The 20,664-nt window shown below is 52.2% G+C and carries 17 protein-coding genes; 11 read left to right on the forward strand and 6 right to left on the reverse strand.

Annotated features, from left to right (window positions below):
• Positions 1-13: 13 nt before the first annotated feature.
• Positions 14-778 (reverse strand): hydroxypyruvate isomerase family protein, encoded by a 765-nt coding sequence (locus BUB30_RS33460; RefSeq protein ID WP_073143487.1) that lies wholly within the window; start codon positions 776-778, stop codon positions 14-16.
• 197 nt (positions 779-975) lie between these two features.
• Here BUB30_RS33460 and corA point away from each other — a divergent pair, with 197 nt between their 5' ends.
• Together corA and BUB30_RS33470 are read left to right on the forward strand one after the other, a co-directional pair.
• The gene (gene corA, locus BUB30_RS33465) at positions 976-1,929 is read left to right on the forward strand and encodes a magnesium/cobalt transporter CorA (protein WP_073143221.1); all 954 of its coding nucleotides are present in this window, start codon (positions 976-978) and stop codon (positions 1,927-1,929) included.
• Between the two features lie 41 nt (positions 1,930-1,970).
• Positions 1,971-2,840 carry a hypothetical protein gene (locus BUB30_RS33470; protein ID WP_073143222.1) on the forward strand — a complete coding sequence of 290 codons (870 nt, stop codon included), beginning with the start codon at positions 1,971-1,973 and terminating at the stop codon, positions 2,838-2,840.
• Between the two features lie 4 nt (positions 2,841-2,844).
• Here BUB30_RS33470 and BUB30_RS33475 read toward each other — a convergent pair whose 3' ends face one another.
• Positions 2,845-4,110: a metal-dependent hydrolase family protein gene (locus tag BUB30_RS33475; RefSeq protein WP_073143224.1), complete on the reverse strand. Its 1,266-nt coding sequence runs from the start codon at positions 4,108-4,110 to the stop codon at positions 2,845-2,847.
• A gap of 43 nt (positions 4,111-4,153) precedes the next feature.
• On the opposite strand from BUB30_RS33475, the gene BUB30_RS33480 reads away from it, so the two are divergent.
• Both BUB30_RS33480 and BUB30_RS33485 read left to right on the forward strand, forming a co-directional pair.
• Positions 4,154-5,017, forward strand: a complete 864-nt coding sequence (locus tag BUB30_RS33480; protein WP_073143226.1) for a TolB family protein — start codon at positions 4,154-4,156, stop codon at positions 5,015-5,017.
• Positions 5,018-5,069: 52 nt separating this feature from the next.
• A complete protein-coding gene (locus BUB30_RS33485) occupies positions 5,070-5,705 on the forward strand; it encodes a deoxynucleoside kinase (RefSeq protein WP_073143228.1) in 636 nt (211 codons plus the stop codon).
• Positions 5,706-5,726: 21 nt separating this feature from the next.
• On the opposite strand, the gene BUB30_RS33490 is transcribed toward BUB30_RS33485, so the two are convergent.
• Genes BUB30_RS33490 through BUB30_RS33500 form a run of 3 tightly spaced genes read right to left on the reverse strand, consistent with a single transcriptional unit; the run spans position 5,727 to position 8,022 of the window.
• On the reverse strand, positions 5,727-6,641 hold the full coding sequence (locus tag BUB30_RS33490) for a DMT family transporter (protein WP_073143230.1): 915 nt from the start codon (positions 6,639-6,641) through the stop codon (positions 5,727-5,729).
• Between the two features lie 2 nt (positions 6,642-6,643).
• Positions 6,644-7,789, reverse strand: a complete 1,146-nt coding sequence (locus tag BUB30_RS33495) for an aminotransferase class V-fold PLP-dependent enzyme (protein ID WP_073143231.1) — start codon at positions 7,787-7,789, stop codon at positions 6,644-6,646.
• Positions 7,790-7,812: 23 nt separating this feature from the next.
• Entirely contained in the window at positions 7,813-8,022 is a 210-nt protein-coding gene (locus tag BUB30_RS33500; protein ID WP_073143233.1) for a DUF2905 domain-containing protein, read from the reverse strand.
• A 41-nt stretch (positions 8,023-8,063) separates the two neighbouring features.
• Between BUB30_RS33500 and BUB30_RS33505 the strand changes: the two genes are divergently transcribed.
• From BUB30_RS33505 to BUB30_RS33520, 4 genes are all read left to right on the forward strand, one after another.
• The gene (locus BUB30_RS33505; RefSeq protein ID WP_245804219.1) at positions 8,064-8,783 is read left to right on the forward strand and encodes an SAM-dependent methyltransferase; all 720 of its coding nucleotides are present in this window, start codon (positions 8,064-8,066) and stop codon (positions 8,781-8,783) included.
• A gap of 111 nt (positions 8,784-8,894) precedes the next feature.
• A complete protein-coding gene (metK, locus tag BUB30_RS33510; protein WP_073143237.1) occupies positions 8,895-10,151 on the forward strand; it encodes a methionine adenosyltransferase in 1,257 nt (418 codons plus the stop codon).
• A gap of 189 nt (positions 10,152-10,340) precedes the next feature.
• Entirely contained in the window at positions 10,341-12,425 is a 2,085-nt protein-coding gene (locus BUB30_RS33515) for a TonB-dependent receptor (RefSeq protein WP_073143239.1), read from the forward strand.
• A 5-nt stretch (positions 12,426-12,430) separates the two neighbouring features.
• Entirely contained in the window at positions 12,431-13,318 is an 888-nt protein-coding gene (locus BUB30_RS33520; RefSeq protein ID WP_073143241.1) for a fructosamine kinase family protein, read from the forward strand.
• 12 nt (positions 13,319-13,330) lie between these two features.
• Here the strand turns inward: BUB30_RS33520 and BUB30_RS33525 are convergent, their stop codons facing one another.
• A complete protein-coding gene (locus BUB30_RS33525) occupies positions 13,331-14,314 on the reverse strand; it encodes a YpdA family putative bacillithiol disulfide reductase (protein WP_073143243.1) in 984 nt (327 codons plus the stop codon).
• Positions 14,315-14,387: 73 nt separating this feature from the next.
• Here BUB30_RS33525 and BUB30_RS33530 point away from each other — a divergent pair, with 73 nt between their 5' ends.
• The 3 genes from BUB30_RS33530 to gltX all read left to right on the forward strand — a co-directional run bounded on the left by BUB30_RS33530 (position 14,388) and on the right by gltX (position 20,591).
• Positions 14,388-16,790: an ABC transporter permease gene (locus BUB30_RS33530; RefSeq protein WP_073143244.1), complete on the forward strand. Its 2,403-nt coding sequence runs from the start codon at positions 14,388-14,390 to the stop codon at positions 16,788-16,790.
• Between the two features lie 58 nt (positions 16,791-16,848).
• Positions 16,849-18,990 carry a S9 family peptidase gene (locus tag BUB30_RS33535; RefSeq protein WP_073143246.1) on the forward strand — a complete coding sequence of 714 codons (2,142 nt, stop codon included), beginning with the start codon at positions 16,849-16,851 and terminating at the stop codon, positions 18,988-18,990.
• A gap of 62 nt (positions 18,991-19,052) precedes the next feature.
• Positions 19,053-20,591, forward strand: a complete 1,539-nt coding sequence (gene gltX, locus BUB30_RS33540) for a glutamate--tRNA ligase (protein WP_073143248.1) — start codon at positions 19,053-19,055, stop codon at positions 20,589-20,591.
• Positions 20,592-20,664 lie beyond the last annotated feature (73 nt).

Here is a 20,664-nt window from a genome sequence, read left to right on the forward strand (position 1 = left end):
CAAGCAAGCCTTTCTACACATCGCATAGTTGCACCGCCGCACGCAGCGAGGTGAGCGGGTCTTTGACGGGAATGAATTCCTGTGCAACAAATCCTTTATAGCCAGTGGCCACGATGGCCTCCATGATGGCCGGGTAATACAACTCCTGGGTCGTGTCGATCTCGTGCCGGCCGGGAACGCCGCCCGTGTGGTAGTGGGCGATGTACTTTTTGTTTTGGCGAATGGTGGCAATCACATCGCCTTCCATGATCTGCATGTGGTAGATGTCGTAGAGCAGTTTGAAATTTTCCGAACCCAATTTTTCGCAGAGGGCGACACCCCAGGCGGTGTGGTCGCATTGATAATCTTTGTGGTCCACCCGGCTGTTGAGGAGTTCCATGCAAACCGTGATGTTGTGGCGGGCGGCCACGTTCAGGATGGGCTCCAGTCCACGGGCGCAGTTTTCCAGGCCCTGTGCGTCGCTGAGGCCGTTCCGGTTGCCGGAGAAACAGATCACGTTTTGGAGACCGGCCTCGGCGGCTTTGGGGATATTGAGGGAATAGTCTTTGAGCAGTTGGGCATGGAGCGACAGGTCGTTGAAGCCGGTTTCTAAACGGAGGGATGTGGCGTTGGCCATGGCGCAGGTGAGGCCATGTTTTGCCACCAGGGGCCATTGGTCTGGGTTGAGCAGTTCAACGGAGGTGATGCCCATCTCTTTAGCGGCTATGATGAGGTCTTCCAGGGGCATGGTGTAGCACCAGGGACAAACGGAATGACGGATATTGCCTTTTAAAGCCATAGTGTTTTTCGGATTCAGGTTAGACGGGAGCGTATAGGCCGCGTGTTTAATCTCTTCAAAAATAATGAATCTGCCCCTGGCTTTGATCATCAGCCTTTGGGGCCCGAAAAAAGTAATGAAACAATAAAGATTTGGGGCGGGGAAAACGAGGTCAAAATCGAAATAATGGTAATAAATTTGCGGCGGAGGGTTTTATTATGATCCGCGTCTACACCATCAGCCAAGGGAAAATCAACCAATACAAAAATCCCTCTTTTAAAGAGATCGACTCCCTGGAAAACATGGTCTGGATCGACCTTCAGTCGCCGACGCGCGAAGAGAAGGAGTTCATCGAAAAGAACTATCACATCGAATTTTTTACCTCGCAGGAATTGCAGGAGATCGAAAGCAGTTCGCGCTTCCTGGAAACCGACGAGACCGTGGAAATGAACCTGGGCTTCCTCAGCAACGAGGCCGAGCTCACGGTGCAGAGCGTGACTTTTATTTTGAAAGAGAACCTGTTGTTCACCTATCGCCAGGGCGACCTGAAAATATTTGCCGAAACGGTGCGCCGCCTGAAATCGGCCAGTTCGTCGGAGAAAAAGGAACATGGCCTCAATGTTTTCCTCACCGTTTTGGAAACCCGCATCGACGGCGATGCCGACTTGATTGAAGGGATCAATCGCAAGCTGAATGGTATCAGTAAGGAGCTCATCTCCCAGCAATCGCTGAAGCAGGACCTGCTGTTGGGGATCGCGCAGTTGCAGGAGAACGTGATGTTGTTGCACGAGACCATAACGGAGAAACAACGCGTGGTGAGTTCGCTGGTGCGCATACCCGAATTTAACCGGATCGAAAGCGAACGGCTCAAGATCATCCTGAAAGACATTGCCTCGCTGCTGCAACACTCGCAGTTCAGCTCCGAGCGCCTGGAATATTTGCAGAACACTTTCCTGGGTTTGGTGAACATCGAACAGAACCAGGTGATCAAAATCTTTACCGTGGTGACGGTGGTGTTTATGCCACCCACTTTGATCGCCAGCATTTACGGTATGAACTTCACCTTTATGCCGGAACTGAAGTGGATGGCGGGTTATCCGTTTGCCATTGCGCTGATGATCTTTTCGTCGCTGATCTTTTTATGGTATTTCAAGCGAAAGCGTTGGCTATAATTTTTGTCTTCTGAATCTTCATCTTTTAACGTCCGGGCACGATGAGCAAGAATCGCGAAAAAGTAATGCTTGACCTTCAGCGGCTGCTGGCGTCTCAAAATTTTCAGTCGAAGGAGGAAGCGGAAAAATTTATGGATTCGCTAAAAGGCAGGCCCCTCGGCGAAGCCCCATCCACAACGCCGGAGGGACGCGCTAAAGACCTGGTTTATGAAGCGCGTGAAATACGCTCGCCTTTGGAAGCGGATAAGAAGATCTTCTCCGCGCTGAAGCTAGATCCGGAATGTGTAGAAGCGTTTGAGTACATGGCCGGATTTGCCGCCAGTCCGTTGCAAAGCCTTATTTTCTTCCGGAATGGAATGAACGCTGGCCGGCGCAAGCTGGGGGAAAAGTTCTTTGAAGAAAACAAGGGCCGCTTTTGGGGATTGCAGGAGACCCGGCCCTTTATGCGTTGCCTGTTCGGCTATGCGATGACGCTCTATGAACTGGATGAGAAACAAGCCGCCTTGAATCTATTCAAGGAGTTGCTGGCGCTCAATCCGAACGACAACCAGGGTGCCCGCGACTACGCCATGCTTTACAGTCTTGACCTTTCGCAGCCCGATGTGTTTGATGAAATTCAGAGGGCTTATCCCGACGATCGAAGCACCTTCACCCTATTCAATACATCCCTGTACACCTTTAAAAAAGAGGGTGACACGTCTGCAGCCAGGGAAATGCTACAACAAGCCCGATCGCAAAACGGCCATGTCATGGCGTTGCTGATGTCTGATAAAACATTGACGCCGGGAGCCAGCGAATATATTAAAGGAGAAAAAAGTGAGGCGGTATATTATGCCACGATGGCCCGTGGCGTTTGGCACAACACGCCGGGAGCGCGGGCTTGGTTAAATGATGTGTACCGGAAGAAATGATCGCTCATTCATAGAGCACACCATCCTTCATCACCCATTTCACCTGGCGCAGATCCGAAATGTTTTTGGACGGGTCGCCGGCCACGACAAGAATATCGGCTTTTAAATTTTCCTTGATCTTTCCCACTTCTTTGTCGAGGTGAAATGCTTTGGCGTTTATGCTGGTGGCGGAGCGCAGAACATCCAAGGGGTTCATGCCATAGGCCACCATCAGCTCAAGCTCATAGGCATTTTGACCATGCGCGAAAACACCCACGTCGCCGCCCGCGAGGATCACAACGCCAGCCTTGAGCGCATCCTGAAACGTTTGACGTTTTTGCACAAGCCGTTCGGGCTCCGGCTGTGAATCTTTTTTCCACCCGCGATACTGCGCAATCGAAGCCCCCGCCGCCAGTGTTGGGCAGAGTGCTACACCTTTTTCTTTCATGAGCCTGAAAACTTCCGGTGTTCCATCATCGCCGTGTTCGATGGTTTCCACGCCCGCCAGGACCGCCCGTCGCATGCCTTCGGCGGTTGACGCGTGGGCGACTACCGGGCGGCCGCTGCTTTTGGCGGTCTCTACGATCAGCTTAAGTTCTTCCACGGAAAATGTTGGTTGGGTTTCGCCTTTCAGACCCCAGCGATAGTCGGCGTATACTTTGACGATATCGGCGCCCTTGCCAATCTGGTCCCTGACGACCTGGATCAGGTTGGAGCCGTCGGCTTGTTCGGCGCCCAGCATCACCGTGAAGTCGGTGTCAAATCCTTTGGGGCCATAGCTTCCCGTGGCCACAATGGCGCGACCGGCCACAAGCATGCGGGGGCCCGGGATGATGTTTTGGTTGATGGCTTGTTTCAACCCCACATCGGCATAGCCGGCACCTTCCGAGCCTAGGTCACGCACCGTAGTGAAACCAGCACGTAATGTTTTTTCGGCGTGAACCGTGGCGCGGGCTACGCGCAGGGCGTCGGATTCTTTGAGCACCTGGTCGTCCCACGGGGTTTCGTTGTAGGGATGGAGAAGCAAATGCGAGTGGCCTTCAATGAGCCCGGGCAGGAGGGTGCAGCCGGGTAGCTTCAACGTGGTGGCGTCGGGGGGGAGGTTGAGTTGGGATGGGGCTCCTGCGGCCGTAATTTTATCGCCGGTGACCACGACCACCCAGCCGCTGTGCAGTTGTTCGCCGTCGAAAACGCGGTCGGGTTCGAGAATATATTTTTGTTGGGCGTGAACGGCAAGCGCCAACCAGAAACCAACGGCGGCCAGTATTGTTTTAGCTAAAGGGTTTTTCATGATTAAAAGGTAACTTTAATTGCAGATGCTTACAACACTTTCTATGTTCAGGATATTCGCTTTCATCTTTTTTATGTTTTGTAGCGGACTGGCCAACGCACAGCCCGGAACGGAAATTTATCTCTTCGACTTGTCGCTGGAGAAAGATCGCATCACCCTGGTGCAATCCAAAAACATTACCGACCGGCCCGGCTATGACAACCAGCCGTTCTTTCACCCAGACAAAACCGTGTTGTACTACAGCGCCGCCGACACCGCCGGGCGAACCGACATCATCGAGTTTAACTACGCTACCCTCAGCCGTCGAAACATCACGCGAACGCCGGAAAAGGAATTTTCACCAACAGTTACCCCCGACAAAAAATTTCTCAGTTGCATCATCCAACGCGACGATGGCAAACAAGACCTTGGTAAATATCCCATCGAAGGTGGCGCCCCCGTGGTGCTGATCGACAACCTGACGGTGGGCTATCACGCTTGGGAAAATGCTCAAAGCCTGGTGTTGTTTGTTTTGGGCGAGCCACATACACTGCGCCGATATGCGGTGAATGATCATACCGATAAAGTCGTGGCCGAAAATATCGGCCGTTCGCTGCACAGCATCCCCAAATCGTCTGCGATAAGCTTTGTTCAAAAAACAGGCGACGATGCCTGGATCATCAAACGGCTTGAAAAAGACGGCACAGCCACCGAACTGGCGAAAACACTTCCAGGCCGCGAAGACCTGACCTGGACACCCGACGGCCGGATTATTATGAGCGACGGGGAAAAATTATTTTTTATTCGTCCCGGTAAAGATGCCGTGTGGAAAGCCGTGGAGATCAACACGTCACTGCCCCTGAAAGGAATTACCCGGCTGGCGGTGAATGCCAAAGGCGACAAAATGGCGATCGTGGTTTCGGAATGAAAGGCGCAACGGCCGTGAATTATTTTTACCTTGGCGCCCTGAAAAAATAAGGATGCAGCACAAAATCAAACACATTGCCATCAGCGGCAACATCGGCTCGGGGAAGACCACGTTGGTGGAAAAACTTTCCAAACATTATAACTGGATACCGGTCTACGAGTCGGCGGACAACAATCCTTATCTGAAAGATTTCTATGAGGACATGACCCGGTGGGCATTCCACCTCCAAATTTATTTTCTTAACAGCCGCTTCAAACAGGTGACGTCCATCAAAGACAGCGACCGTACCATCGTGCAGGATCGCACCATCTATGAAGACGCTTCTATTTTTGCAGCCAATCTCCACGAAAGCGGCCACATCGCCGAACGTGACTACCAGAACTACCTCGACATTTTCAACTCGATGGTAAACTTTGTGCATCCCCCGGACCTACTCATCTATTTGAGAGCCGACATTCCCAAGCTGGTGCAACAAATTCAAAAACGCGGCCGTGAATACGAATACTCCATGAGCCTGGACTATCTCCGGAAACTGAATACACACTACGAGCAATGGATCAGTAACTACACGTTGGGTAGACTGCTCATTATCGACGTGAACAACCTGGATTTCGTGGAGCGCATCGAGGACTTCGCGTTTATTATCGGGAAGATGGAGCTGGAGCTGAACAATTTGTTCGAGATGTAACTTCGCCCCAAAGACATTCATCTATTTTTTCTTCATGCTAATCATGAGCACCCCCGCGAGGATCAGCACGGTGCCGGCGATCTGCAAAGCGTGAATGGGCTCCTGTAGAAAGAAATAGGCCTGCAAGATCGTAGACACCGGTCCAATGCTTCCCACAATGGCCGCGTTGTTCGACCCCACGCGTTTAATGCCCCAGGTGACGAGATAAGAAGGAATGACCGTGCCCAGAATGGCCATGAGCAAACTATAGAGATAAGTAGAACCATCCTGATCCCACAGTGAATTGGATGACGTCACAAAAAAGTGAAGCAACACGGCAGCTGCCGCAAAGCTCATAGCATAGCTGTTAAACTTGGCTGCGCCCACCGAAGGAATGAGTCGCCCGCTGCCGACGATGTACATGGCGTAGGTGATGGCACACATAAAGATGAGCAGGGCTCCTTTGTAAAAATCACCGGACGCGTCTTCCACATGGGCTTCTCCCCAAAAGGCAATGAGTAAGCCACTATAGGTAATGAGCAGTGCCAGCCATTGCCGAACGCTGATCGTTGACCGGAACACCAACGCCGACATGAGCAGCACGAAGGTAGGATAGATGAAGAGCACGAGCCGTTCGATGCCTGCCGAAATATATTTCAGCCCCATAAAGTCCAGCAAGCTGCTCACGTAATAGCCGAGGCATCCCACCAGGGCAATGCCCAACCATTGTTTGCCCGTGAACTTTACGTTGTCACTTTTTTGGGACGACACAAACGCAGACACGATAAAGAACGGAAGCGAAAAAAGCATCCGCAGCGCCAGCAGGGTGATGGCATCCACCGGCGCCTCGCGATAGGCGAGCTTGACAAAGATGGCTTTGGTGGAAAAGAAAATCGAGCCCAGTAAGCAAATAACAATTCCGCCGATAAAGTAGGCGTACGATTTCTTGTCGGACATGCTTAGCGCGATATCAACGTAGCAAATTTCTTCAAGTCTTTTTCCGTATTGTAAACATTGGGCGCTACGCGGATGGCATTGCCCCGGTACGACACGTAGACATTGTTTTTGAGCAATTGGGTTTTGATCTTTTCAGGATCGTGCTGACCCAGCCGGATGCCGAACAAGTGTTTCGCGCGGTGGGCCTCATCTTCGATCAGAAACCCTTTTTCGCGCAGGGTTAGGATGGGCTCGCGGCTGATGTGGCCACAATACTCCTGGATATTGGACACGCCCCAACGGTTGAGCTGTTGGATGGATTTCAGCAGCATGGGCACCAACACAAAATTGCTGTGCTCGCCCACTTCATAGCGCAAGGCCCCTTCCTGGTAGGTGGATTGATAGTTGGTGAGTTGCGAGAATTGTTCACTATGCGCCCGGTTCAACCAGCTTTCTTCGATGGGCTTGCCATGATCGAAATATTCGCCATAGTACGCCAGGCCGGTCGAGTAGGGACCGAGCAACCATTTATATCCCGCACAAACCAATGCGTCGGGTTCAAAGGCTTGCATGTCGAAGGGCAAAGCGCCCACAGACTGGGTGCCGTCGACGATGAGCACGGCGCCCACTTCGCGGGTGCGCCGGCGGATGGCGGCAAGGTCGAACAACGTCCCGTCCACCCAATGAACGTGGCCCAGGGCGACGGCTTTTGTATTGATATCGATGGCGTCGAGAATGCGCTCGTTCCATTTTTGACCACGGCCCGTAAACGCCTCGGGGGGTGCGATGGATTTTAGTTGTGCACCGGTCTCTTCACACAGGCGATGCCACGGATAGTAGTTGCTGGGAAACTGCTCGGCGGCCACGATCATGTTGTCGCCGCGACCGATCTTGAGGTTGCGCGCCACGTTGGCCATGCCATAGGAAACGGAGGGGACGGTCACGATGCGTTTGGGGTCAGGCGCATGAATGAGCTTGGCAAATTCCTGTCGCAGCAATTCCGTGTCGTTGAAAAAGTCTTCGGGCTTGATAGAGGCCGGGTTGCGCTTGCGGCGCAGGTTGCGGATGCCCACCTTCTCGGCATCTTTCAATTGAGGAGACATGTAGCCGCAGTTGAGATACGTGATGCGCGGCGGCAAGGTGAAAGCAGAGCGTTTACAAGTGAGCATGGGAAACGTTGAACGATATTTGATTACGATTTAAATCGATTATAGAGAAACAAGATCAGTGACAGCAGCAGGCTGATGAGGATGCTGGTGGTGAGCGGAAAATAAAATTTAAAATTTCCCCGCTCCACGGAAATGTCGCCGGGAAGTTTGCCCAAAGGGAACTTGTTGGCATAGGTTAGGATGAGTCCTACCGCGATGCAGACGATGCCTATTATGATCAGCAATTTGCCCATATTAAAAATTTCTTCTCAACTTGGAGCCTCAAACCGCGACTTTGTCACGAAGCATGCCAGGAAAGCTATACCTCATCCCCAACGTCATTGCCGACGACACGCAGAACGTGGTGATAACGGCCCAGGTCCGGAACGAGTTGCCCCACATTGTTCACTTTCTGGCCGAAGATATACGCACGGCCCGACGATACCTAAGCAGCCTGAAGATTTATGAGTCCATCGAGCCACTGCATTTTGGTGTGCTCAACAAGGACACCAAGCCCCTGGAGTTGGAGCAATTGTTCGACCCCATCACCCAGGGTCACGACCTGGGGGTCATTTCAGAATCGGGTTGCCCGGGCGTGGCCGACCCCGGGGCGCTGGCGGTGAAGTATGCACACGATCGCGGTATCCGGGTAGTGCCGCTGGTGGGCCCGTCGTCGTTGTTGCTGGCGTTGATGGCCTCGGGTCTGAATGGGCAGCGCTTTGCTTTTCAGGGCTATCTGCCCATCGATGCGCGTGAAGGCGCCAAGGCCGTGAAGGAATTTGAGAAGGAATCGCGGCAAAAGAACCAGACGCAGCTCTTTATTGAGACGCCCTACAGGAACAATGCTGTTTTTGAGGTGTTGATAAAAAATCTAAACCCGGAGACCCTGCTTTGCGTAGCGGTAGAGGTTACCGGCAAGGAGGAGTCCATCCTAACCCAGCCGGTCAGCCGGTGGCGCAAGACGAGCCCCACCTGGCCGAAGGCCCCGGCCATATTCCTCTTTTTAGCCATTTAATTCGATTGATTTGGTAGACTTTTTTCTTTTTCAATAATCGCTCTAAATTTGCGATTCGAAATTTTTCAAAACAGTCCTTAAATCTATAAACACTTTAATCCAAAAATCCTTATGCCGTATTTATTCACCTCAGAGTCCGTTTCGGAAGGGCACCCCGACAAAGTAGCCGACCAGATCTCGGACGCACTTATTGACTACTTCTTAGCCTACGACCCCAATTCCAAGGTGGCTTGTGAAACCCTGGTAACTACCGGACAGGTCGTATTGGCCGGCGAGGTGAAATCTGAGGCATACCTGGATGTGCAGGACATCGCCCGCGAAGTGATCCGCAAGATCGGCTACACCAAAAGCGAATACATGTTCGAAGCCAATTCGTGCGGTATCCTTTCGGCTATCCACGAACAATCGCCCGACATCAACCAGGGCGTTGAGCGCAAGAAGAAAGAAGACCAAGGCGCCGGCGACCAAGGTATGATGTTCGGTTATGCTACCAACGAAACCGACAACTACATGCCGCTGCCGTTGGACCTGGCCCATGCCCTGCTCCGTGAAATGGCCGCTATCCGCAGAGAAGGCAAGGTAATGACCTACCTCCGCCCCGATGCCAAGTCGCAAGTGACCATCGAATACAGCGACGACAACAAACCCCAGCGCATCGACACCATCGTGGTATCTACCCAGCACGATGATTTCGCAAAGGATTCGGTGATGCTGAAGCAGATCAAAGAAGATGTGATCAACATCGTTGTTCCCCGCATCAAGAAAAAGCTCCCGAAACGCGTTCAAAATCTTTTTGGCGCCGACATCAACTATCACGTGAACCCCACCGGCAAGTTTGTGATCGGCGGTCCTCACGGCGACACCGGTTTGACCGGCCGTAAGATCATCGTAGATACCTATGGTGGCAAAGGCGCTCACGGTGGTGGAGCCTTCTCCGGTAAAGATCCTTCTAAAGTAGACCGCTCGGCAGCCTACGCCACCCGTCACATTGCCAAGAACCTGGTAGCGGCCGGCGTGTGCGACGAAGTGTTGGTGCAGGTAGCTTACGCCATTGGCGTGGCACAACCCGTTGGTTTGTATGTGAACACCTATGGCACAGCCAAAGTGGGACAAAGCGATGGCGAGATCGCCAAGCGTGTGGCCAAGATCTTTGACATGCGCCCTTACTTCATCGAGCAACGCTTTAGCCTGAGAACCCCGATCTACGCCGAAACGGCTGCTTATGGTCACATGGGCCGCGAGCCGAAAGTGGTAGAGAAGATCTTCAACAAAGGCAAGAAGAGCGAGAAGAAAGTGAAAGTAGAATTGTTCCCCTGGGAAAAATTAGACTTCGTCGATACTGTTAAGAAAGCTTTCAAAATCGCGTAAGCATCTTCGATATTCATAGAAGAAGAGGTTGCCGGATGGCAGCCTCTTTTTTTTGCCTATCCTTCACCCAGTCCGTGTGTGTTTGTGCTCCTGTTGAATGACCATTGAAACCGCCATTTTACGAACTCTTCCCAAAACGAAATGGAGGAATGCTTTTCCTTCCCTATCTTTCTTTCATAATCAAACACCGTGAAAAAAATTCTACTCTTTAGTTTTCCAATACTGTCCGCCAGCCTTGCTTTTGCTCAGGAACCTGCAACCCCTTCCGTGCAAACGGATACGACAAAAATCCTGAATGAGGTGGTCGTGCAAGCCTATGTATACGACCGGCCCATGAGCGAAGTGCCCGCCGCGGTGGGCGTGGTGTCTACCAAAGACCTCGAGCGCTTTAGCAATACGTCTATTCTCCCCGCGGTGAACACCATACCGGGCGTGCGCATGGAAGAGCGGTCGCCTGGAAGCTATCGCTTTAGCATCCGCGGCAGTTTGCTTCGTTCGCCGTTTGGTGTGCGCAATGTGAAAATGTATTGGAATGGTTTGCCGCTCACGGATGGTGGAGGCAATACCTATTTGAATCTGATCGACTTCAATGCCATCACCAACGCCGAGATCATCAAAGGTCCGGGCGGAAGCCTGTATGGCGCCGGTACGGGCGGTGTAATGTTGTTGACAAAACAGATCGAACCGCTTCCGCAGCTGCAATTTTCGGCCATGGGGGGAAGCTATGGTTTGCAACGGTATCAGTTGTCGGCTTCGGGTGGATCGGATAAAGTAAAGGCATCGGTACAATTTGCGCATCAGCAATCGGATGGATACCGGCAGCAGACGGCCATGCGTCGTGATGCGGTGAATGCGGACCTTGCCTTCAAGATAAATTCAAAGAGCACATTGTCGGCTACGATTTTTTACACGGACCTTTTTTATGAAACACCGGGTGGCCTCACCAAAGCACAGTTCGAACAGGACCCAAGCATGGCGCGACCCACTACCCCGGCAGCTAAGGGAGCCGTCGATCAAAAGGCCGCGGTCTACAACAAAACAGCCTATACCGGTTTGGTGTATGACTATGCCTGGAATAGCCGCTGGTCTATTAAGACTGCGGCCTATGGCTCGATCACAGATTTCAAAAACCCCACGATCCGAAACTTTGAAAAGCGCCATGAAGACAACGTTGGCGGGCGCGTCACTACCCAATATAATTTCGACAAGGAAAAATGGAATGGGAAGATCTCATTCGGCGGTGAGTATCAATACTTTTATTCACCGGTAAAAGTATACGACAACAACCTCGGCGTCGCTGGCAACATCCAATCGGACGACAAATTGAAGTCCAATCAGCTCCTCGCCTTTGCGCAAGCCGACCTGGAGTTGCCCGGCGATCTTTTCCTGACATTGGGAGGAAGCATGAACTTTTTGAAATACGACTATGCGTCGCTCATTGCTACGCCGGTGATCAACCAGGAGCGCAAGTTCGATCCCGTATTTTCACCCCGCGTCGCCCTGTTAAAAAAATTGACGCACACCCTTTCTGTGTATGGCAGCGTGAGCAAAGGCTTCTCACCACCCTCCCTGGCTGAAGTGCGTCCTTCGACCGGAAATTATAACAACAGCCTGAACCCCGAGCGCGGCCTCAGCTATGAAGTGGGCCTCCGCGGCAGCGTGCTCAATCGCCAGGTTTCCTACGATCTGACGGCGTACGACTTCCGTTTGGATGAAACCATTGTGATCCAACGCACGCCCGATGGCGCCGATTATTTTGTGAACGCCGGCAGAACTTCTCAACGCGGACTTGAAGCCACACTTTCGTGGATGCCAACGCTGGGTGCCGACCAAGCCGTGTCCTACTTGCGCGTGTGGGGAAGTTATACTTACAACCACTATCGCTTTTCCGACTATGTGCAAGACGGTAAGGATTATTCCGGCAATCAACTCACGGGCGTGGCGCCAAACATCGGGCTCATCGGCGTTGATCTGACTGTGAAGAAATTTTACACGAACATCACCACGAGCTTCACGGACGATATTCCATTGAATGACGCCAACAGCGAGTTCGCCAAATCGTACGTATTGTTAGGCGGCCGTATTGGTTACCGGGCGATGCTCACCCGGAATTTCCCGTTCGAGGTCTTCTGTGGCATTGACAATGCGCTGAACAAGACCTATAGCCTCGGCAACGACTTGAATGCTGTGGGCGGTAGATTTTATAATGCCGCTGCCCCGCGAAATTATTATGGAGGCATTCGCATCAAGCCACTTCTGAAAAAAGGATCGTAGCGATTATGCTATCAGAAGTGCCATCGGAGGTTCAACAGGCCGTGAGCGCCTTTCTGCAAACCACGACGCCTTCTGTAGTGTTGAAAGATTTTTCGTTTGTGAGTGGAGGCTGCATCAACAGCGCCGGCCGATTGAAGACTACCGCTGGCGACTTCTTCCTAAAATGGAATCTTGCGGACAAATATCCCCGCATGTTTGAAAGTGAACGCAAGGGGTTGCAGCACCTTCGCCAGCCGTCGGTGATCGACATCCCGGAAGTATTCACCGCCGGACAGGCAGGCACCTTTCAATTCATCCTGATGGAGCTCATCGCCAAAGCCCCCGTTGCAAAACGCTATTGGGAGATGCTGGGCGAAAGGCTGGCACAATTGCATCGCGTAACGGCAGCCCGGTTTGGGCTGGACCACGACAATTATATCGGCTCCCTTCCGCAAAGCAATGCACAACACGATACCTGGATCGAGTTCTTTATCCACGAACGACTGGCTCCCCAATTGCAGCTTGCCTGCAATACCCGTCGCATAGACCCACCGTGGCTCCGGGCCTTTGAAAACCTTTACCCCAAACTTCGCTCCATGCTTCCCGATGAAAAGCCTGCGCTGCTACACGGCGATCTCTGGAGTGGCAATCTCATGGTGAATGAAAAGGGGGAACCGTGCCTGGTCGATCCCGCAGTATATTTCGGTCACCGCGAAATGGAATGGGCCATGACAAAACTTTTCGGGGGTTTTTATGAAGTGTTCTATTCATCCTATCACCTGGCTTATCCCCTGCAACCTGGCTACGACGATCGCGAAGATCTTTACACGCTCTATCCGTTGCTCGTGCACCTCAATTTGTTTGGTGCATCGTATAAGCTGTCGTTGGATAGCATCCTGAGAAAATATAGCTGATGGAACTGCGCCTTAAGGGCGGACAAGTTTTTTCTTCAGTGCATCCACGATCATCACGGCGTGCACGCGGCTGTTTTCGATAAACCATTTGTTTGTTTTTAAACCACCCACCATCACGCCGGCCAGATAAAGATTTTCAACATTGGTTTCCATGGTCTGCTCGTCGTAAACTGGCGTGTGAAAGGCATCGTCGTGGAACGTGATGCCACATGCGCGCATGAACGCGAACGGAGGCTGGTAGCCGGTCATGGCCAAGACGAAATCATTCTCCAGTGTTTTTTCACCCTGTGGGGTTTTGATGACCACATTCGTGGGATTGATCCGCAGCACGTCGGATTCAAAGTAGGCCGTGATGGAGCCCTCGGCGATCCGGTTTTCGATGTCCGGCCTCACCCAATACTTCACGCTTTCGCGGATGGTTTTCTCGCGGATCACCATGGTGACCTCTGCGCCCTTGCGAAAGGTTTCCAACGCCACATCCACTGCCGAGTTGGCCGCGCCAACGACCACGATCTTCTGCGCGTAGTACGGGTGTGGCTCGTCGTAGTAGTGTTTCACTTTTGGCAAGTCTTCGCCGGGAACATTCAACAAATAGGGCAGGTCATAAAATCCCAGCGCCAGGATCACCGCCGCGCTCCGATAACTTCCTTTGGAGGTGACCACCTCGTGCACCCCTTGCTGATTTTGAATAGACACCACCGGCTCATATAAATTGACATGCAACTTCCATGTTGACGCCACCCGGCGGTAATATTCCAGCGCTTCCGAGCGAACGGGCTTGGGTCCGTGCGAGACAAAGGGCACTTCGCCGATCTCCAGCCGGTCGGACGTCGAGAAAAAGGTCATGTTCAGCGGATAGTGATAAAGCGAGTTGACCAGACAGCCTTTTTCCAAAATGCAATAGCGCAATCCTGCCTTCGCCGCTTCAATGCCACACGCCAGGCCGATGGGGCCGGCGCCAATAATAATAAGATCGTATTCGGATTTTGAATTCATGAATAATTGCTAATTTTAATATATCGGCTATGATCTGACCCCTGATTAGCTCTCACCTTTAAAGTGACATCGCGTGTTCCGTAACAATTTCAGGGTGGCTTTTCGAAGCTTACTCAAAAATAAGGTTTATTCGCTCATCAACATCGCCGGACTTTCTATCGGCATGGCGGTGTTTGTGCTCATCCTCCTCTACATCCAACACGAGCGCACCTTCGACCAGTTCCATACCCACAAAGATCGCATCTACCGGATCCAGCAAGATCGCTTCAATCGCGGGGAGCGCACGTTGCATTCGGTAACGGGCTGCTATGCGGCGGGCCCTGCCATAAAGGCATCCTTCCCTGAAGTGGTCGACTATGTGGCCCTGCACAAAGTGGAACCGATTATCGCCTACAAAGGCGAAGGCTTCAAAGAAGAGAACACTTGCTTTGCCACCGATAAATTTTTCAAATATTTCTCATTCCGCCTGCTAAAAGGCGTCGACACCCTCGTCCTCAAAGAGCCCCACACGGCCGTGGTGTCGCGCTCGTTTGCCAATCGCGTCTTTAAAAACGAAGACCCCATAGGCAAGACGTTGAGCTTTCGCGGAACCTACGACTTCGATGTGACCGGTGTGTTTGAGGACATGCCCGAGAACTCGCACATGAAGTTCGACCTCATGATCTCCTATCCCACTTTGGAGAAACATCCCTACAAGGGCGTGCTCGATCTGCCCTGGCAATACGACGGCATCATGACCTACCTCGTGTTGCGCGACGATGCCAATGCCGCCGAACTGGAAGCCAAGTTCCCCGACTTCATCATGGCCAACACCGGCACCTGGCTGGAAGAAACCGACCAGAAGATGACCTGGCAACTTCAGCCGCTCACCAGCATACACCTGTATTCGGATTTCGATCACGAGTTGGGGCAAAACGGAGACTATCACAACATTGAATACCTCACCGTGGTGGCCATTTTTATTTTGGTGATCGCCTGGTTCAACTACATCAGCCTGGCCACGGCCAAATCGCTGGAGCGCGCCAAGGAAGTGGGCATTCGAAAAGTGCTGGGGAGCTACCGGATCCAACTGGTGGGACAATTTTTATTGGAGTCCATTTTTCTGAACCTGGCTGCTGGAGTGCTGGCGTGTTTTATTGTTTATGCCATGCTGCCCACGTTCAACAACCTCATGAGTACGCACGTGACGCTGTCGCTGCTGCGCCCGGAGTTTTGGTGGATCATGGCCGGCATTCTTTTTGGTGGCAGCCTGGCGTCGGGAATGTATCCAGCTTTTTTTCTCAGCACCTTCAAACCGTCGCTTATCCTGAACGGAAACTTCACCACGTCGAGCACAGGACGGTGGGTGCGCCGGGGCATGGTGATGATCCCCTTCATTACGGCTATCATTCTCGTGAGCTGTTTGTATATTATCTTTAGTCAGATCAGTTTTTTACGCAAACAGCGGTTGGGATTTGACGTGACCCAGCGGTTGGTGATCCGCGATTCGGAGATCTACGACTCGCTGGCAGACCAACGCATCGCCACCTATAAAAATGAGATGATGCGCATTCCGGGCGTGAAGGCCAACACCTTTTTGAACGTGGTGCCCGGCGATCACATTCTCTATTCTGCCAACGGCGTGCGCCGGATCAAAGACGACGACACCAAGTCGTATCAGTACCAGCGCTTGTGGGTGGATGAAAATTTTGTGGACGTGCTCGATCTTCGATTGCTTGCCGGCCGGAACTTCACCCAGAAGAGCATTCCACGCAAAACGCTTTTTGTAAATGAAAAAGCCCTGTCCACACTGGGCTTCGAAAAACCGGAGGATGCCATCGATGAGAAAATCCTTTTTATGGACGACACGGCCACCATCATCGGCGTGGTGAACGATTTTCACCATGAGTCGCCGCGCGACCCGATCCTCCCCGTCATCTATGCCTATCGACCCGAAGGCGGATTGTTCTATCTCATCAAGATCGAAACCGCCCAGGCCCAGCCGGTGGTGCAAAAATTGGAAGCGCTTTTCAAACAGGTTTTTCCCGGCCAGCCGTTCAGCTATTATTTTCTGGATGAAAAATATAACCGGCAATACAAACGTGACATACAATTCGGTGAGCTGATCGGATTTTTCTCCACGCTGCTGGTACTGGTCACCGCCCTGGGGCTCTTTGGATTATCGGCCTACATGGCGTCAGTCCGCACCCGCGAGATTGGCATCCGCAAAGTGTTGGGAGCAACCGAGAAGGGCATTGTGCTGCTGCTTTGTCGTGAATACCTGATCCTGATTTTTTTGGCCACCTGCATTGCCGTGCCCACGGCATGGTATGCAATGGACAATTGGCTCAACAATTTTGCGGTGAAAGTGGAGATCAACATTTGGATGTTTGCGCTCCCCACTTTATTGCTGTTGCTCATCACGCTCTTGACCATCAGTTTCCAAACCCTGCGGGCCGCCTTGTCGAACCCGGTGGATGCGTTGCGTCACGAATAGAAAATTTGTTTTGCCCGAAATGGGGAAAGTGTAGCTTTGCCGAAATTTTTTTTAAGCTATGCACCAGCGTTTTGTCCTGATTCTCCTTTTGACGACCTTTTTTACGGGCGCGATTGCGCAAAAACAGATCACCGTAGAAGATTTTACCACAAAAAACACCTTTGCCGAAAGAACCGTTACGGGCATCAACTGGATGAACGACGGCAAATTCTACTCGACCCTCGAGGGCAATAAGATTGTGAAATACAACATCGCCACCGGCCAACCGGTGGAAACCTTGCTGGATGGAAACCAGCTCTCCCCTGCACTGATCATTCAGGAATATAGTTTTAGCGCCGACGAACAAAAACTACTCGTACTCAACTCACGCGAAAGCGTTTACCGCCACTCGTTTACGGCGGAATATTATGTCTTTGACCGGGCGGCGAAAACATTAACGCCTTTGTCCACCCAGGGCCGGCAATCGTATGCCACCTTTTCGCCCGATGGAAAGCGCGTGGCGTTTGTGCGAAAGAACAATGTGTTCTATGTTGACCTGGAGACCAAAACAGAAACCCAGGTGACTTCCGATGGTCAGTTCAATTTCATCATCAACGGCACCACCGATTGGGTGTATGAAGAAGAATTTTCGTTTGTGGAAGGCTTCTACTGGTCGCCCGATGGAAAGAAGCTGGCCTATTATCGCTTCGACGAGTCGGCCGTGAAAGAATATGACATGCAGGTGTGGGGCACGGTCCTCTATCCGCGCGAATACAAATTCAAATATCCAAAAGCCGGCGAAGCCAATTCATCGGTGGAGGTGTGGATCTATGACCTGGCCAGCCGCCAAAAAGTGAAGGCGGCCCTTCCGGAGGAAAAGGATTTTTACATTCCCCGCGTCCAATGGACAACTCATCCCAACGTTTTGTCTGTGTCGACCTTGAATCGTCTTCAAAATCATTTCCAGCTTTTTCATGCCGACGCTACCACCGGTGCGTGCACGCGCGTACTGAATGAGAAGAACGAAACCTATGTGGACCTGGAATTGCTGGACGACCTGATCTATCTGCAGAACGGTAAACAATTCATCCGCGCCAGCGAGTCGAGTGGGTTCAAACATTTTTATTTGCACAACCTGGATGGATCGCTCGTGCAACCGATCACTACGGGTGCCTATGAGGTCTCCACGGTCGTGGGATGCGATGAAAAAACAAAGACGTTATACTACACGGGCACGGAAGCCTCGCCGCTGCAACGCCAGTTTTATTCGATATCGTTCGACGGGAAAAAGAAAACAAAACTTTCCGCAGCGTCCGGCACGCACGCGATCAACATGAGTCCCGACTTTCAATTCTATCTCGACTATCACAACAGCACGACGCAACCGAACGTGGTGAGCCTGTATCAAACAAAAAAGAACACGCTGGTGAAAGTGTTGGAGAAGAACGAGCGCCTGACGAAAACCACCGCGGAGTATACACTGGCACAAAAAGAATTCTTCACCTACAAGACCATAGACGGCACAGAATTGAACGGCATGATGATGAAGCCCGGGAATTTCGACGCGTCCAAAAAATATCCCGTCCTGATTTATCAATACAGCGGCCCGGGCTCACAAAATGTGACCGATGCGTTTACGGGCAGCCACTATTATTTCCACCAGTTACTCACGCAGAAAGGTTACATCGTGGTCGTCATCGACACGCGCGGCACCGGTGGCAGGGGAGAAGCGTTCCGGAAAGTTACCTACAAGCAACTCGGCAAGCTGGAACTCGAAGATCACATTGCCGGCGCAAAATTTCTTGCAGGGTTGAACTATGTCGATGCCAAACGCATCGGCATTTGGGGGTGGAGCTATGGCGGCTACATGACTTCGCTGGCCATGACAAAGGGTGGCGACACATTTACGATGGGCATTGCCGTAGCGCCGGTGACCAACTGGCGTTTTTATGACACGGTCTATACCGAGCGCTACCTACAAACCCCGGCCCTCAACGCCGCCGGCTATGACGACAACTCTCCGCTGACCTACGCCGCAAATTTGCAAGGGAATTTCCTGCTCGTTCACGGCACGGGCGACGACAACGTGCATTTTCAAAATTCAGTTGCCTTCGAAAATGCACTGATCAATGCCGGCAAACAATTCCAGTCTTTCTACTATCCTGACAAGCACCATGGCATCCAGGGCGCGAAGACGCGTCAGGGAGGCAAAAAGGTTTGAAATCCTGTCGTAAATCGCAAATTCACTTTACCTTTGCAGTCCGAAAAAAAGGAAGCTAAGGAATGAGAGACGTTCGCGTAAGATTTGCCCCCAGCCCCACCGGCGCCCTCCATATTGGTGGGGTCAGGACGGCCCTGTATAATTATTTGCTGGCCCGCCAGAACAATGGCACCATGATTCTGCGCATCGAAGACACAGATCAGACCCGCTTTGTGCCCGGCGCCGAAGACTATATTTTGAAATCGTTGGAATGGGTGGGCATCAAGATCGACGAAGGCGTGGGCGTGGGTGGACCCCATGCGCCGTATCGCCAGTCGGAACGCAAACCCCTATACATGGAACACGCATTGCGCCTCATCCAGGAGGGCAATGCCTACTACGCTTTTGATACCGAACAAGAACTGGAAGCCATGCGCGAGCGCCTGAAGGCAGCCGGTGTGGACTTGCCCCAATACAACAGCATCACGCGCGCACAAATGCGCAACTCGCTCACCTTGTCGGAAGCCGAAGTGAAGGCGTTGTTACAAGCCAACACGCCCTATGTGATCCGCCTCAAAGTGCCCCGCAAAGAAGAGGTGCGGCTCAACGACATGATCCGCGGATGGGTGATGGTGCACTCCTCGCAGATCGACGACAAAGTGTTGATGAAAAGCGACGGCATGCCCACCTATCATCTCGCCAACGTGGTGGACGATTACCTTATGAAAATTTCGCACGTGATCCGCGGAGAAGAATGGCTGCCTTCGGCACCCCTCCACGTGTTGCTGTACAAATACCTGGGCTGGGAAAAAGAGATGCCTCAATTTGCTCACCTTCCCCTTTTGCTAAAGCCCACAGGCGATGGCAAGCTGAGCAAACGCGACGCCGACCAGATGGGCTTCCCCATCTTCCCGCTGGATTGGGTTGATCCCAACACCAACGAAAAAGCCTCCGGCTTCCGCGAGTCAGGCTACCTGCCCGATGCCCTGGTGAACTTCCTGGCCTTCCTCGGTTGGAACCCCGGCACTACGCAAGAACTGTTTTCGATGGACGAGCTCATCAAAGAATTTACCGTGGAACGCATCGGAAAGGCAGGAGCGAAATTCGACATTCACAAAGCGAAATGGTTCAACCAACAATACCTGCGTGCCAAATCCGACGAAGCACTGACGGAGTACTTGCACGCCTCTTTGGCCATGGAGGGCATAACTTGCCCGCAGGAAAAGGCACTGAAGATCGTTTCCATTATGAAGGAGCGGGTCACGTTCCCGAAAGATTTCTGGGAGCAAGGCAAATTCCTGTTCCTGTCGCCCACAGCGTTTGACGAAACCGTAGCCGCCAAAAAGTGGAACGACGAAGCGGTGAAAGTGTTGACAGCTTATAAAGAAGAGGTGGCCAAGCTCGCGCAATTTGACGCTGTGATCGCCAAAGCTACACTTGAGCAGGTGACTGCTAGCCTTGGCGTTGGCACGGGTAAGATCCTGCAAGCCCTGCGACTCTCCATCACGGGCGCTGGCGCCGGACCGGATCTGATGATGATCATGGAGATCATTGGCAAGGATGAAGTGGTGAAACGGATCGGTTTTGCTTTGGAGCAATTGAAAGTGAAGAGCAGCGTGTAAATATTTAACGCCTCACCTTCGCTAAAGCTACGGCGAGCAAAGAAAAGCGCTGAGGCGCCCTCCTTCGCCGAAG

This window comes from Chryseolinea serpens, from assembly GCF_900129725.1.
GTDB lineage: Bacteria > Bacteroidota > Bacteroidia > Cytophagales > Cyclobacteriaceae > Chryseolinea > Chryseolinea serpens.